12 protein-coding genes, 4 tRNA genes and 1 other RNA gene are annotated in these 13,899 nt (G+C 59.7%); 12 read left to right on the plus strand and 5 right to left on the minus strand.

The window, feature by feature from the left end; translation table 11 throughout:
- The first annotated feature begins 159 nt into the window (after positions 1–159).
- From thrP to ATE40_RS21615, 6 genes are all read left to right on the plus strand, one after another.
- Positions 160–1,563 carry a bifunctional threonine/serine APC transporter ThrP gene (thrP, locus tag ATE40_RS21590; RefSeq protein ID WP_019452551.1) on the plus strand — a complete coding sequence of 468 codons (1,404 nt, stop codon included), beginning with the start codon at positions 160–162 and terminating at the stop codon, positions 1,561–1,563.
- A 135-nt stretch (positions 1,564–1,698) separates the two neighbouring features.
- Positions 1,699–1,775: transfer RNA gene (locus ATE40_RS21595), tRNA-Arg, on the plus strand.
- Between the two features lie 60 nt (positions 1,776–1,835).
- Positions 1,836–1,911, plus strand: a tRNA-His gene (locus ATE40_RS21600).
- A gap of 41 nt (positions 1,912–1,952) precedes the next feature.
- A tRNA-Leu gene (locus tag ATE40_RS21605) sits at positions 1,953–2,039 on the plus strand.
- Positions 2,040–2,113: 74 nt separating this feature from the next.
- Positions 2,114–2,190 (plus strand) — tRNA-Pro (locus ATE40_RS21610).
- A gap of 32 nt (positions 2,191–2,222) precedes the next feature.
- Positions 2,223–2,351: non-coding RNA, RtT sRNA (locus ATE40_RS21615), on the plus strand.
- A gap of 707 nt (positions 2,352–3,058) precedes the next feature.
- Here ATE40_RS21615 and hemY read toward each other — a convergent pair.
- Genes hemY through hemC form a run of 4 tightly spaced genes read right to left on the minus strand, consistent with a single transcriptional unit; the run spans position 3,059 to position 7,084 of the window.
- Positions 3,059–4,255, minus strand: a complete 1,197-nt coding sequence (gene hemY, locus ATE40_RS21620) for a protoheme IX biogenesis protein HemY (RefSeq protein ID WP_019452550.1) — start codon at positions 4,253–4,255, stop codon at positions 3,059–3,061.
- Positions 4,256–4,258: 3 nt separating this feature from the next.
- Complete coding sequence (hemX, locus tag ATE40_RS21625; RefSeq protein WP_063918208.1) at positions 4,259–5,383, minus strand: uroporphyrinogen-III C-methyltransferase; 1,125 nt, start codon at positions 5,381–5,383, stop codon at positions 4,259–4,261.
- A 22-nt stretch (positions 5,384–5,405) separates the two neighbouring features.
- Positions 5,406–6,146, minus strand: a complete 741-nt coding sequence (hemD, locus tag ATE40_RS21630) for a uroporphyrinogen-III synthase (RefSeq protein WP_063918207.1) — start codon at positions 6,144–6,146, stop codon at positions 5,406–5,408.
- The gene (hemC, locus tag ATE40_RS21635; protein ID WP_063918206.1) at positions 6,143–7,084 is read right to left on the minus strand and encodes a hydroxymethylbilane synthase; all 942 of its coding nucleotides are present in this window, start codon (positions 7,082–7,084) and stop codon (positions 6,143–6,145) included. Before hemC ends, hemD begins: the two co-directional genes overlap by 4 nt.
- A gap of 316 nt (positions 7,085–7,400) precedes the next feature.
- On the opposite strand from hemC, the gene ATE40_RS21640 reads away from it, so the two are divergent.
- Entirely contained in the window at positions 7,401–9,953 is a 2,553-nt protein-coding gene (locus ATE40_RS21640) for a class I adenylate cyclase (protein ID WP_019452546.1), read from the plus strand.
- A gap of 36 nt (positions 9,954–9,989) precedes the next feature.
- Here the strand turns inward: ATE40_RS21640 and cyaY are convergent, their stop codons facing one another.
- Positions 9,990–10,310: an iron donor protein CyaY gene (gene cyaY, locus ATE40_RS21645; protein WP_019452545.1), complete on the minus strand. Its 321-nt coding sequence runs from the start codon at positions 10,308–10,310 to the stop codon at positions 9,990–9,992.
- A 78-nt stretch (positions 10,311–10,388) separates the two neighbouring features.
- On the opposite strand from cyaY, the gene lptM reads away from it, so the two are divergent.
- The 5 genes from lptM (at position 10,389) to yigB (ending at position 13,825) form a co-directional block, all read left to right on the plus strand.
- Complete coding sequence (gene lptM / locus ATE40_RS21650; RefSeq protein ID WP_282437009.1) at positions 10,389–10,595, plus strand: LPS translocon maturation chaperone LptM; 207 nt, start codon at positions 10,389–10,391, stop codon at positions 10,593–10,595.
- A gap of 71 nt (positions 10,596–10,666) precedes the next feature.
- Positions 10,667–11,491, plus strand: a complete 825-nt coding sequence (dapF, locus tag ATE40_RS21655) for a diaminopimelate epimerase (protein ID WP_004934244.1) — start codon at positions 10,667–10,669, stop codon at positions 11,489–11,491.
- Complete coding sequence (locus ATE40_RS21660; protein ID WP_019452542.1) at positions 11,488–12,201, plus strand: DUF484 domain-containing protein; 714 nt, start codon at positions 11,488–11,490, stop codon at positions 12,199–12,201. Before dapF ends, ATE40_RS21660 begins: the two co-directional genes overlap by 4 nt.
- On the plus strand, positions 12,198–13,109 hold the full coding sequence (xerC, locus tag ATE40_RS21665; RefSeq protein ID WP_019452541.1) for a tyrosine recombinase XerC: 912 nt from the start codon (positions 12,198–12,200) through the stop codon (positions 13,107–13,109). The genes ATE40_RS21660 and xerC overlap by 4 nt, the downstream gene beginning before the upstream one ends.
- Complete coding sequence (gene yigB, locus ATE40_RS21670; RefSeq protein ID WP_063918204.1) at positions 13,109–13,825, plus strand: 5-amino-6-(5-phospho-D-ribitylamino)uracil phosphatase YigB; 717 nt, start codon at positions 13,109–13,111, stop codon at positions 13,823–13,825. Before xerC ends, yigB begins: the two co-directional genes overlap by 1 nt.
- Positions 13,826–13,899: the final 74 nt, after the last annotated feature.

A 13,899-nucleotide genomic window follows, 5' to 3' on the forward strand; every position in this document is an offset into this window, starting at 1 on the left:
CGCCAGCGCTGAACGATGTTCTTCTCACGGTAACTTCGCTCCGACTACCCGTTGATGCCAACCCGATCGGCAGGGGATGATTTATTCTTTTAATAATGACAATAACGACCGGCAGCGGCCGGCAGGCAAACACAACCCGAGAAAAATTATTGAGGATTTATGGCACACAAAGAGAAACCGCAAGGGCTACACCGGGGCCTTGAGGCCCGGCATATCGAGCTTATCGCTCTGGGGGGCACCATCGGTGTCGGCCTGTTTATGGGGTCGGCCAGTACGCTGAAGTGGGCGGGGCCATCGGTGCTGCTGGCTTACATCATCGCCGGGCTGTTCGTGTTCTTCATTATGCGTTCGATGGGGGAAATGCTGTTCCTCGAGCCGGTCGCCGGGTCGTTCGCCGTTTACGCGCATAAATACATGAATCCCTATTTCGGCTATCTGACCGCCTGGGGCTATTGGTTTATGTGGATCGCCGTCGGCATTTCGGAGATCACCGCCATTGGGGTGTATGTGCAGTTCTGGTTCCCCGAAATACCGCAGTGGGTGCCGGCGCTGATCGCCGTGGCGATGGTGGCGCTGGCCAACCTGGCGGCGGTGCGCCTGTACGGTGAGCTGGAGTTCTGGTTCGCCATGATCAAGGTCACCACCATCATCGTGATGATTCTGGTGGGGCTGGGGGTGATCTTCTTCGGTTTCGGCAACGGCGGTGAACCCGTTGGTTTCGCTAATCTGACGGCGCACGGTGGCTTCTTCGCCGGTGGCTGGAAAGGCTTCCTGTTTGCGCTGTGCATCGTAGTGGCGTCCTATCAGGGGGTAGAGCTGGTGGGCATCACCGCCGGGGAAGCCAAGAATCCTCAGGTGACGCTGAAACGCGCGATCAACAATATCCTGTGGCGTATCCTGATCTTCTATGTCGGCGCCATCTTCGTCATCGTTACCATCTTCCCGTGGAACGGCATCGGCACCACCGGCAGCCCGTTCGTACTGACCTTCGCCAAGATTGGCATCGTCGCCGCCGCCGGCATCATCAACTTCGTGGTGTTGACCGCCGCGCTCTCCGGCTGCAACAGCGGCATGTACAGCGGCGGCCGCATGCTGTACGCCCTGGCCAAGAACCGCCAGCTGCCAGCGGCGTTGACCAAGCTTTCCGCCAGCGGCGTGCCGGTCAACTGCATCGCCGTCACCATCGGCTGCCTGTTGGTGGGATCCGCGCTGAACTACATCATCCCTAATCCGGAGCAGGTGTTCGTCTACGTCTATAGCGCCAGCGTACTGCCGGGCATGGTGCCGTGGTTCGTGGTGCTGATTAGCCAACTCTATTTCCGCCGCGCCCACAAGGAAGCGATCAAAAACCACAGCTTCAAGTCGATCATGTTCCCGTATGTGAACTATCTGACCATCGCTTTTCTGGTGTGCGTGCTGGTCGGTATGGGAATCAACCCGGATACGCGGATTTCCCTGCTGGTCGGGGCGATTTTCTTAGCCGGCGTCAGCCTGTGCTACTTCGCTTTCGGCATGCACAAGAAACATCATCCGGCTGAAAATCGGGTAGAAACGCGCCAATAAACGGTGAAAAGGGGCTACGGAGTGCGCTTTTGTGCGTGGGAGTGAGCAAAGCGTAATCAAACGCAACATTTCTGCGAAAAAGCACTAGACAGAATTGGCGTAAATCCGTAGTATCCCCTCCCGCAACGGCGCTACGCGCCCGTAGCTCAGCTGGATAGAGCGCTGCCCTCCGGAGGCAGAGGTCTCAGGTTCGAATCCTGTCGGGCGCGCCATTAAGTTTGTGCGCAGGAGCTGCGGTGGTAATATTACCGCGTGAGTAAGAAGTAGTAATGGTGGCTATAGCTCAGTTGGTAGAGCCCTGGATTGTGATTCCAGTTGTCGTGGGTTCGAGTCCCATTAGCCACCCCACTTCCTAACGAAGTGAAGATTTAGCAGTATTTTGTGACAGTGCGAAGGTGGCGGAATTGGTAGACGCGCTAGCTTCAGGTGTTAGTGTTCTTACGGACGTGAGGGTTCAAGTCCCTCTCTTCGCACCACGCAAAATATCTGATAAATATAAGATTTATATGGACAATGGTCTGATAAATCGGGTAGTATAAGCAACATAAATCGGCGAGTAGCGCAGCTTGGTAGCGCAACTGGTTTGGGACCAGTGGGTCGGAGGTTCGAATCCTCTCTCGCCGACCACTTTCAAAGAAACCGACGCAAGTCGGTTTTTTTACGTCTGTAGTTTATGAGGATGAGTACCTCCGCAGGAGGTTCGCGCCTCGCGAAGCGAGGCAACGTTGCTTTAGCAACGGCCCGCAGGGCGCGCATCCAAGATGCACGTAATCCTCTCTCGCCGAACGCTTTCAAAGAAACCGACGCAAGTCGGTTTTTTTACGTCTGCAGTTTATGAGGATGAGCTTATGCTCAGCATGGCGAGACGAAAAATGAGCAGCCTGTGCAACCCTGTGCGGGTTTTTTGCCGGTCTGGAGTTGGCGCCTTGTTTATACCAGCAAGCCTGTTGGTTTTCAGCGACAGTATCGCCTGATGCTGTCGTCAGTTTGAGACAAATAATCAATTGATTTTAAACAACATAATCATCTTTGGCTTAAGTCGTCGTTGCGAGGCGACATCTTCAGATCGGCCGTCGGTATGGACCGAAGGGTGCGGCACATGACGAGGAAGGCGGAGTTAAATAAAAAATAGATATATTTCAATGCATTGAATTCTATTTTTTATGGGTGGTCGCTTGAATCTAAAAGTTGGCACGGCAAGTGCAATATCTACAGCGTAGATGCTCATTCCATCTCTTATGTTCGCCTTAGGCTTCATAAACCCTGGGAATGACGCAGAGCCGATTTAGGGTGCCTATCGCCCACGAGAACGATGACTAACCCGTCATCACGCTCAGGGCAGAACGTTGAGTGAGGCACCGCCCCTGTTGTCCTAGACCTGATTGCTTCTTTATACACTTGCCCTACGGCAAGTGTTTTTTTTTGCGCTTCAGCCAGCTCGCGGGCAAAAAAAAGCGCGGCATCGGGGCCGCGCTTCTCTCAACCGAACGGGGCGTTACTCGCCGCCGTTCTGTTTCAGCGTTAACATCAGCCCTTCACGCCGCATCTGCGCCGCCTCATCCGAACGATGCAGTTTCTCCAGCGTATCGGCCAACCAGGCGTAATCATAGGCGTCCGGGCGCTGCTTCAACGCTTCGCGGAAGGCGTCGGCCGCCTGCTGCCATTCGCCGTGCTTCATCAGCAACTGCCCCAGCGTGCTGTTCAACAGCGGCGTCGCGCCGTGTTGTTTCATCTGCTGGCGCAGCGCTCTCTCCAACTGCTCGGGATTGCCGGACTTCAGCCGCGGCAGCAACAGCACCAGACGCTCGTCGTATTGGCGCTTCAGGCTGTCGAGCACAATTTCCTGCGCCAGTTCATGGTCGTTGCATTCGATCAGGTGCTCCACCATCGCGATTTGCAGCGGCACTTCGTGACGCGTCTTGCGGCTCTGATCTTTCCACCAGCGCTTCAGGCCTTCGCTGCCTTCGTCCGCCATCGCCTGATTCATCAGCCCGATGTAAGCCTGTTGCTGCAGGGCCTGCAGCTGCTCTTCACTATGCAGTTCGATTTTACGCATCGACGGCAGCACTTCCAGCAGCGACGCATAGGCGCCGGTGCGCAGATAGGCTTGTTCCGCCAGGCGCAGCACTTCCGGATGGCGCGGAGCCTGGTTCAGCAGACGATCGACGCCGTGGCGCGCGGCGTGGTTCTCGCCCTGCGCCAGCTGAATGCGAACCCGGGTGATATCCACCGGCAGCTGATCGGTGTCGGCGGCTTCGGCGGCGCGTTCCAGATACTGGTTGGTGCGGAAGTCATCGCCGCGTTGCTGCGCGGCCTCGGCGGCCAGCAGGTAGTTCACCACCGGCTGTTCGGCGTGATCGGCGTTGCGCGTCATCAGCTTTTCAACCTGCTTGTAGTCGCCTTCCGCCAGTTTGATCAGCGCGGCTTTGGTTTGCTGGCGCGCGCGGGTGCGCTTGCGGCCGATAAACCAACCGCGCGTGCGGGCGCCGGTACGGAAAATTCGGCGCAGGATCCACTCGATCGCCAACAGCACCACGAACAGCAGCACCAGCATGATCACCAGGCCGGTGACGCTGGTTTCAATATTGTAATTATCGGTCTGGATCAGCACATAGCCTTGATGCCCGGCCAGCATCGGCCCGAGCACCACGCTGGCGATCACCACCAGAAACAGAAATAGCACGCGTAACATGGCTTAACCCTCCTGGTGAACGGCAGGGGACTGGGTCATCAGGTTGCGCACCCGGGTCTGCATCACTTTTTCCAGCAGCGGCTGGCTTTTCAGCTGATCCGGCACGTCCATCGAGATCGACTGTTGGCTCAGGTTATCCAGCTCTTCAAGGAAGGCCTTGGTCGCTGGGTCGGTGGTGTCGAAATAGGCGCGCACCCAGGTAGAGACGGTTTCCAGCGATTGCTTGTAGGTCTCGTTCTGGTGACGCGGAATGGCCTGTGCCGCCACCAGCAGGCGCGAACGGATGTTTTCGCGCAGGTAGATGTCCTGGTTCGGCGCCAGCAGCGGCTCGGCGCTGGTGTCGCGGCGGCGGATGGTGATGAAGTCGGCCATGAAATTGCGCCAGCTCTTGGCCAGGTTCTGCCGCCATTCGCCGATCGAGCCGGAGAGCTCGTTGCTGTTTTGATCCATCGGCGCTTCGTCGGTGTCGTTGTCCGCCAGGCGCAGGTTATCCACCTGATTGGACAGCTGATTAACCTTGAGGATGATGCCGTCGTAATCGACCTGGGTCAGGGTTGAAAGCGTACCGATGTCTTCGGTAATGGCGCGACGCACGTCGAGCAGGCTCGGATCGTTCATGTCCGCCAGGCTGGCGTCGGCGCTTTTCAGCAGCGCGGCGGCGCTGGTCACGTCCTGATCGCTCCACAGTTTGCGGCCGGCCATTTTCACCAGGAAATCGGCCTGAGCCAGCAGCCAGGTTTTGGCGTCGCTGCCGGAGATGGTCGCCACTTTTTCCTGCAGCTCGCTCAGCTGGCGCGCCAGGTTCGCCTGCTCGCGATCGGCGGCGTCCAGGGTTTTACCCTGCTGTTGCAGCAGGCCTTCCAGCGCGTTTCTTTCCTGCTGCTGGCTCTGCTTCACGCCTTCGAGCTGCTGCTGCAGCGCCTGGTTGGCGGCGATCAGCTGTTGCGCCTGCTTGTGCGTGTGGTAATAGCCGCCCGCGCCGAGGGCGATGACCAGCACGATAGCGATCGCGCCGAGCACCGGGCCGGTATTCTTGCCTTTGCGGCTGGCAGCGGCTGGCTGCTGGGAGCTCTCAACCGCGGTGGTTGGCTCTTCAACCGGGGCGGATGGGGTATTTTGTTCCGTCATAGTGGCACATCCCATAGTCAGATTATTGTAGCGCGCGGATCAGCGCGTCATTATCGGCGTTGTCAGCTACCCGAATCGTACGCCAGCCCAATTCCCGGGCGAGGGTAGCCAGGCGTTCGCTCACTACTACCAGGCGGCAACGCAGCAGCCATGAAGAACGATAGTAATCAGGAACTAAAGTATAGAGCTGTTGTAACATTTCACCGCTGGTCACCACCAGCGTATCCACACCGGCGCGCTGCCAGTGGGCGCTTTGCTCGCTGCCGTCGTAGTGCACCGGGCTGCGTTGATAACATTCATAATAGCTGACGTCGGCGCCGCGCTCGCTCAGCGTCGAGCCCAACAGTTCGCGGCCGCCGTTGCCGCGCAAAATCAGCGCGCGTTTGCCCGCCAGCTTTTGCAACGCCGGCAGCAGCAGCAGCGTTTCGCTGATTTCGCGTTCGCGCGGGTACTCCACCGGCAAACTGCTGATGCGATGCAGTGCCAGCCCGGTGGTGCGGCCGATGGCGTAATAAGCCAGGTGAGCGGGCCAGCTCAACCCGGCGCGGCCGATGACCGAATCGGCATAGTTCACCGAATGTTGCGACAGCACGAACACCAGATCGCCGGCATTAAGCTGCTGCAACGCCTGCGGCAGCTCCGGCAGATCGCCGCCGGGGGCGAAGTCGATCAGCGGTGCATGATAGGCAACCCGGCCGAGCGCGCGCAGCCGGCTCACCAGCAGCTCTCCCGAAGGCGATGGGCGGGTTACCAGAATGGTCATGCCGGCGGATTTCCCTGATAAACTTCGCGCAGGATCTCGCGCGCGCCGCGCGCCAGCAGCTCTTCCGCCAGCTCAACGCCCATCCGTTCGGCCTCGGCGGCCGGGCCGCGGCGCTCGCCGCGCACCATCTGGCTGCCGTCCGGCGCGCCGACCAGCGCGCGCAGCCACAGGCTGTCGCCATCCAGTTCGGCATAGCTGCCGATCGGTACCTGGCAGCCGCCTTCCAGACGGGTGTTCATCGCCCGTTCGGCGCGCACGCGGGTTTCGGTGGCCGCATGGTTCAGCGGCGCCAGCAGCGCGCGGGTGACGCTGTCGTCGAGACGGCATTCGATGCCGACTGCACCCTGGCCGACCGCCGGCAGGCACTCTTCGGCGCTCAGCGGGCTGCGGATGCGTTGCTCCAGCCCCAGGCGCTTCAGGCCGGCCACCGCCAGAATAATCGCGTCGTAGTCGCCGTTGTCCAGCTTGGCCAGGCGCGTGCCGACGTTGCCGCGCAGGTCGCGCACGACAAGATCCGGGCGGCGTTCACGCAGCTGACACTGGCGGCGCAGGCTGGAAGTGCCGACCACGCTGCCCTGTGGCAGTTGATCGAGCGAGGCGAAACGATTGGAAACAAAAGCGTCACGCGGATCTTCGCGCTCGCAGATGGTGGTCAAACCGAGGCCGGCGGGGAAGTCGACCGGCACGTCTTTCATCGAGTGCACGGCGATGTCGGCACGGCCTTCCAGCAGCGCCAGTTCGAGTTCTTTAACAAACAGGCCCTTACCGCCGACTTTCGCCAACGGCGTATCCAGAATAACGTCGCCGCGCGTCACCATCGGCACCAACTCGACCTGCAGGCCGGGATGGCTGGCCATCAGACGTTGCTGCACATAATGTGCTTGCCAAAGTGCAAGCGGGCTTTGTCGGGTGGCAATTCGAATAATTTTGTCTAACATGCTTGTTACCGTTTTTATATTTCGCCATCCATCCTACCACTGAGAGCCAATACTGTCAGTGCAAGAAGCCGGAGGCGGAAAAAGGACAACGGAATCAAAGGGACGTGTGATGTGCTTTGGGGCAGTTAACACTGCGGGTAAATCGTTTAGGGAAGCGCTACAATAATTGTGAAGCGTTACCTCCTTTACGGTCAATCAGCAAGGTGTTAAATTGATCACGTTTCCAGCAATAAGTCGCCAAATATTCTTCTTACACTAACGGCGCTTATGGAATACGGGTTTTTTTCTAAACACCGGGATAATCAGGCGAGACGTCTTGTACCTCTACATCGAGACATTGAAGCAGAGACTGGATGCGATCAATCAGCTACGTGTCGATCGCGCCCTGGCGGCTATGAAGCCCGCGTTTCAACGGGTATACAGTCTGCTGCCCACCTTACTGCACCACCACCACCCGCTGATGCCGGGTTACCTGAACGGTAACGTTCCCCACGGCATTTGCCTCTACACGCCTGATGAAACTCAACAAGATTACCTGAACGATTTAGAAGACAAATGGGGCAGCCCGTTTGATAAGCCGGCCAGCGGCGAGCTGCCGATCACCGGCGTCTACTCGATGGGCAGCACCTCGTCTATCGGCCAAAGCTGCAGCTCGGATCTCGACATCTGGGTCTGCCACCAGTCCTGGCTGGACAACGAAGAACGCACCCGCCTGCAGCAAAAATGCAGCCTGCTTGAGAAGTGGGCCGCCTCGATGGGGGTGGAGGTCAGCTTCTTCCTGATCGACGAAAATCGTTTCCGCCACAATGAAAGCGGCAGCCTGGGCGGCGAAGACTGCGGCTCGACGCAGCATATTCTGTTGCTCGACGAATTCTACCGCACCGCCGTGCGCCTGGCCGGCAAACGCATCCTGTGGAACATGGTGCCGGGCGAAGAAGAAGCGCACTACGATGAATACGTGCTGTCGCTGTACGCGCAGGGCGCGCTGACGCCCAACGAGTGGCTGGATCTCGGCGGCCTGAGCTCGCTGTCGGCGGAAGAGTACTTCGGCGCCAGCCTGTGGCAGCTGTACAAGAGCATCGATTCGCCTTACAAGGCGGTGCTGAAGACCCTGCTGCTGGAAGCCTATTCCTGGGAATACCCCAATACCCAACTGCTGGCGACGGACATCAAACATCGTCTGCACCAGGGCGAGATCGTCAGCTTCGGGCTCGACGCCTACTGCATGATGCTCGAACGCGTCACCCGCTACCTGACCGACATCAACGATACCACCCGCCTCGATCTGGCCCGCCGCTGTTTCTATCTGAAAGTGTGTGAAAAGCTGTCGCTGGCCAAGGCCTGCGTCGGCTGGCGGCGCGAGATCCTCAGCCAGTTGGTCAGCGAGTGGGGCTGGAGCGAAGAGCGTCTGGCGATGCTGGACAACCGCGCCAACTGGAAAATCGAACGGGTGCGTGAAGCGCATAACGAGCTGCTCGACGCGATGATGCAGAGCTACCGCAACCTGATCCGTTTCGCCCGCCGCAACAATCTCAGCGTCAGCGCCAGCCCGCAGGATATCGGCGTGTTGACCCGCAAACTGTACGCGGCGTTTGAAGCGCTGCCCGGCAAGGTGACGCTGGTGAACCCGCAGATCTCGCCGGATCTGTCGGAAAACGATTTAACCTTTATTCACGTGCCGGTTGGCCGCGCCAACCGCACCGGCTGGTACCTGTATAATCAGGCGCCGGCCATGGATTCGATCGTCAGCCATCAGCCGCTGGAATATAACCGCTACCTGAACAAGCTGGTGGCCTGGGCCTATTTCAACGGCCTGCTGACGCCGCAGACCCGCCTGCACATCAAGAGCGGCAACCTGTGCGACACCGCCAAGCTGCAGGAGCTGGTGGCCGACGTTTCTCATCACTTCCCGCTGCGCCTGCCGGCGCCGACGCCGAAAGCGCTGTACAGCCCGTGCGAGATTCGCCATCTGGCGATCATCGTCAATCTGGAAAACGATCCGACCGCCGCGTTCCGCAATCAGGTGGTGCACTTCGATTTCCGCAAGCTGGACGTGTTCAGCTTCGGCCAGCAGCAGCAGTGTCTGGTGGGCAGCATCGATCTGCTGTACCGCAACTCCTGGAACGAAGTGCGTACCCTGCATTTCAGCGGCGAGCAGTCGGTGCTGGAAGCGTTGAAAACCATTCTCGGCAAGATGCACCAGGATGCCGCCCCGCCGGAGTCGGTGGAAGTGTTCTGCTACAGTCAGCACCTGCGCGGCCTGATCCGCACCCGCATCCAGCAGTTGGTGTCGGAGTGCATCGAGCTGCGCCTGTCCAGCACCCGGCTGGAACCCGGCCGCTTCAAGGCGGTGCGCGTCGCCGGGCAGACCTGGGGGCTGTTCTTCGAACGTCTGAGCGTATCGGTGCAAAAGCTGGAGAACGCGGTGGAGTTTTACGGCGCCATCTCCAACAACAAGCTGCACGGCCTGTCTATCAAGGTGGAAACCGATCAGGTGCATCTGCCGCCGGTGGTGGACGGTTTCGCCAGTGAGGGGATCATTCAGTTCTTCTTCGAAGACACCTCAGACGACAAGGGCTTCAACATCTATATTCTGGATGAGTCTAATCGGGTGGAGGTGTATCACCACTGCGAGGGCAGTAAAGAGGAACTGGTGCGCGACGTCAGCCGCTTCTACTCCTCGTCGCACGATCGCTTCACCTACGGTTCCAGCTTCATCAACTTCAACCTGCCGCAGTTCTATCAGATCGTGCAGCTCGACGGGCGCACGCAGGTGATCCCGTTCCGCAGCAACGTGCTGTCCAGCCTGTGCGTGACGGTGGCCGACGGCGCCGCTCAGCCGCTCAAACAGCAGTTCCAACTGCATTGACGCCGCGAGGGCTCGGTGGCCGAGCCCTGCATTGCTTCAGGAAAAACGCAGTGCTTCGCCGGCCTGCGTGCTGGCTGCTTCGCTGAGCAGCTGATAAAACGGCTGCCCGCTGCGATCGCATAGCCAGACGCCGTCGCGGTAGTTGAAGTGATAGCCGCCGGCCTTGGTGGCAAGCCACACCTGGTGCAGCGGCTCCTGGCGGTTGATGACGATCTTGGTGCCGTTTTCGAAGCTCAGCGTCATCACGCCGCCATTGGTTTCGTAATCGATGTCCGCATCGCCGTCAAAATCGTCCAGTGTCTCTTCAATATTCAGCATCAGCTGGTCGGCCAACTGGTGAAACTCGCTGTCGTTCATATTCAATTCCTATTGCTTTTCATGATCCACCTGCGATTATAGAGACCTTGGACGCATGAATTACAGGCATTAATGCAAATGAAAAAACAACTACGCTATGCGCTGATGGCAGTTCTGCTTACCGGCCTCGCCGGCTGTGGTCTGAAAGGCCCGCTTTACTTCCCACCTGCCGACGCCACTGGCCAAAAATCGGCCAAGCCGCCGGTGCAAACGGGCGATCAGGTGCAAAAGAACCAGCAGGAGCAGTCTGGCTCTCAGCAAAAACCGTCGATGGTCGATCAGTAACACCCGGTTTGCGGTGGCGAGCGCCGCCGCAAAATCAAGACGGATAGCGCGTCCAGATAGCGGAGTATGATATGCAGTTCTCCAAAATGCACGGTCTGGGCAACGACTTTATGGTGGTCGATGCCGTTACACAGAATGTCTATTTTTCACCTGAGCTGATCCGCCGGCTGGCCGATCGGCACCTGGGCGTCGGCTTTGACCAGATGCTGGTGGTAGAACCGCCTTACGATCCCGAGCTGGATTTTCACTACCGGATTTTCAACGCCGACGGCAGCGAAGTGGCCCAGTGCGGCAACGGCGCGCGCTGCTTCGCGCGCTTTGTGCGGCTGAAAGGGCTGACCAACAAGCGCGATATCCGCGTCAGCACCCAAACCGGGCGTATGGTGCTCAGCGTCACCGACGACGATCTGGTGTGCGTCAATATGGGCGAGCCGAATTTCGATCCGCAGGCGGTGCCGTTCCGCGCCGCCAAAGCGGAAAAGACTTACATCATGCGCGCGGCGGAACATACCGTGCTGTGCGGCGTGGTGTCGATGGGCAACCCGCATTGTGTTTTGCAGGTGGATGATGTAAAAACCGCCAAGGTGGAGCTGCTCGGACCGGTGCTGGAAGGGCATGAGCGCTTCCCGGAACGGGCCAACATCGGCTTTATGCAGGTGGTCAGCCGCGATCACATCAAGCTGCGGGTTTATGAGCGCGGCGCCGGCGAAACCCAGGCCTGCGGCAGCGGCGCCTGCGCGGCGGTGGCGGTGGGGATCCAACAGGAATTGCTGTCAGAAGAGGTGCATGTAGAACTGCCGGGCGGCAGCCTGCATATTCGCTGGAAAGGGCCGGGCAACCCGCTGTTTATGACCGGTCCGGCAACCCATGTCTATGACGGATTTATTCATCTATGAAGAGCGTAGAAGAACAGAGCGTCGCCGGCCTGGCGCTGGATGACGACACCGTGATGCAGTATCTGCTGCAGAACCCGGATTTCTTTATTCGCAACGCGCGCCAGGTTGAGCAGATGCGCGTGCCTCACCCGGTACGCGGCACCGTTTCGCTGGTGGAATGGCATCTGGCCCGCCAACGCAATCACATCGAACGGCTGGAAGAAGAGATCACGCTGTTGATGGAGCAGGCCAGCGCCAATGAAGGGCTGTTCGCCAGGTTGCTGCACCTGCAGGCCGATCTGGCCACCGCCGACAGCCTGCAGGATATGCTGAACCGGCTGCAGCGCTGGGCGCGCGGCTTCGGTTTGGCCGGCGCTACGGTGCGTCTGTTTGCCGATCGCTGGAATATCGGCGCGCCTTCCGACTTTACCCATCTGGCGCTGACGCGCTCGGCGTTTGAGCCGTTCCGCATCCAGCGCTTGGGCAGTGAACAACACTACCTCGGCGGCCTGAACGGCCCCGAACTGCTGCTGCTGTTGCCGCAGGCCAAACAGATCGGCCAGATTGGCTCGGTGGCGCTGTCAATGCTGGGCGACGACGGCGAATTGGGCATGGTGATCTTCAGCAGTCGCGATACGCAACACTATCAGCAGGGCATGGGCACGGTGATGCTCAATCAACTGGCGCGCATGCTGCCGGAACTGCTGGAACGCTGGGTCGAACGCGCATGACGCCGATTGCGCCCAGCCTGCAGCAGCCGGTGGACGCTTTTCTGCGTTATCTCAAGGTAGAACGGCAACTCAGCCCGCTGACGCAGCTCAGCTATTCGCGCCAGCTGGCGGCGTTGATGCGCCTGGCGCAGGAGATCGGCGTCACCGACTGGACGGCGCTGGACGCCGCCCGGGTGCGCATGTTGGCGGCGCGCAGCAAACGCGCCGGCCTGCAGTCAGCCAGTCTGGCGCTGCGGCTCTCTTCGTTGCGCAGTTTTCTCGACTGGCTGGTCAGCCAGGGCGTGTTGCACGCCAACCCCGCCAAAGGCATCCGCACGCCGCGCAGCGGCCGCCATCTGCCGAAAAACATCGACGTCGATGAAATGAACCAGCTGCTGGAGATCGATCTCAACGATCCGCTGGCGGTGCGCGATCGCGCCATGCTGGAGGTGATGTACGGCGCCGGCCTGCGCCTCTCCGAGCTGGTGGGGCTGGACTGCCGCCATGTCGATATGGCCGCCGGCGAGGTGTGGGTGATGGGGAAAGGCAGCAAAGAGCGCAAATTGCCGATCGGACGAACCGCCGTCACCTGGCTGGAACACTGGCTGGCGATGCGCGATCTGTTCGGGCCGCAGGACGACGCCATGTTCCTGTCCAACCAGGGGCGACGCATCTCGACGCGCAACGTGCAAAAACGCTTCGCCGAATGGGGCGTGAAGCAGGGCGTCAACAGTCATATTCATCCGCACAAGCTGCGCCACTCGTTCGCCACCCACATGCTGGAGTCCAGCGGCGATCTGCGCGCGGTGCAAGAGCTGCTCGGCCACGCCAACCTGACCACCACGCAGATTTATACCCACCTCGACTTTCAACATCTGGCGAACGTGTACGATGCCGCTCATCCGCGCGCCAAACGGGGGAAATCCTGATGCATTTTTATCGCCCGCTGCGCCCGCTGGCGGCGCTGACTTTCGATCTGGACGACACGCTGTATGACAATCGTCCGGTGATTAGGCAGACCGAACAACAGTCGGTGGCCTTCCTGCAGAGCTACCATCCCGGTCTGAACAGCTTCCAGTCGGCGGATTTCCACCGCCTGCGCCAGGAGCTGCGCGAACAGGATCCGGAGATCTACCACGACGTCACCGAGTGGCGCTGGCGCGCCATTCATCTGGCGCTGAGCCGGCAGGGGCTGCGCGACGCCGAGGCAGCGGTCGGGGCCGATGCGGCGATGCAGAACTTCGCGCTATGGCGCAGCCGCATCGAGGTGCCGGAAACGACCCACGCCACGCTGAAGGCGCTGGCCGCGCGCTATCCGCTGGTGGCGATCACCAACGGCAACGCCGATCCGGCGCAGTGCGGCCTGGACGGTTACTTCCAGTTCGTGTTGCGCTCCGGGCCGGACGGGCGCGCCAAGCCGTATCAGGACATGTATCACCTGGCCGTCGAACGGTTGGGCGTGGCGCCCGAACAGATCCTGCACGTGGGCGACGATCTGACCACCGATGTTGCCGGCGCGCTGCGTGCGGGGCTGCAGGCCTGTTGGATCAACGATCGCCAACGGGATCTGATGCAGGTCGCCGACAGTCGCCTGTTGCCGCATATTGAGATTTCACAGTTGGCATCGCTGACAGCATTGTTATAATCCCTGCCAGAACTCTGTATAAATTTCCAGTGAAAAACCCGTCGCCGGCGGGTTTTCCCTTAACCATTAGTGGT

This window comes from Serratia surfactantfaciens (assembly GCF_001642805.2).
Lineage (GTDB): Bacteria > Pseudomonadota > Gammaproteobacteria > Enterobacterales > Enterobacteriaceae > Serratia > Serratia surfactantfaciens.

What these genes read in the sequence shown, in the direction of transcription:
- thrP (WP_019452551.1), top strand. Translation starts at nt 160, where the DNA reads ATGGCACACAAAGAGAAACCGCAAGGGCTACACCGGGGCCTTGAGGCC.
- hemY (WP_019452550.1), bottom strand. Translation starts at nt 4,255, where the DNA reads ATGTTACGCGTGCTATTTCTGTTTCTGGTGGTGATCGCCAGCGTGGTG.
- hemX (WP_063918208.1), bottom strand. Translation starts at nt 5,383, where the DNA reads ATGACGGAACAAAATACCCCATCCGCCCCGGTTGAAGAGCCAACCACC.
- hemD (WP_063918207.1), bottom strand. Translation starts at nt 6,146, where the DNA reads ATGACCATTCTGGTAACCCGCCCATCGCCTTCGGGAGAGCTGCTGGTG.
- hemC (WP_063918206.1), bottom strand. Translation starts at nt 7,084, where the DNA reads ATGTTAGACAAAATTATTCGAATTGCCACCCGACAAAGCCCGCTTGCA.
- cyaY (WP_019452545.1), bottom strand. Translation starts at nt 10,310, where the DNA reads ATGAACGACAGCGAGTTTCACCAGTTGGCCGACCAGCTGATGCTGAAT.
- lptM (WP_282437009.1), top strand. Translation starts at nt 10,389, where the DNA reads ATGAAAAAACAACTACGCTATGCGCTGATGGCAGTTCTGCTTACCGGC.
- dapF (WP_004934244.1), top strand. Translation starts at nt 10,667, where the DNA reads ATGCAGTTCTCCAAAATGCACGGTCTGGGCAACGACTTTATGGTGGTC.
- ATE40_RS21660 (WP_019452542.1), top strand. Translation starts at nt 11,488, where the DNA reads ATGAAGAGCGTAGAAGAACAGAGCGTCGCCGGCCTGGCGCTGGATGAC.
- xerC (WP_019452541.1), top strand. Translation starts at nt 12,198, where the DNA reads ATGACGCCGATTGCGCCCAGCCTGCAGCAGCCGGTGGACGCTTTTCTG.
- yigB (WP_063918204.1), top strand. Translation starts at nt 13,109, where the DNA reads ATGCATTTTTATCGCCCGCTGCGCCCGCTGGCGGCGCTGACTTTCGAT.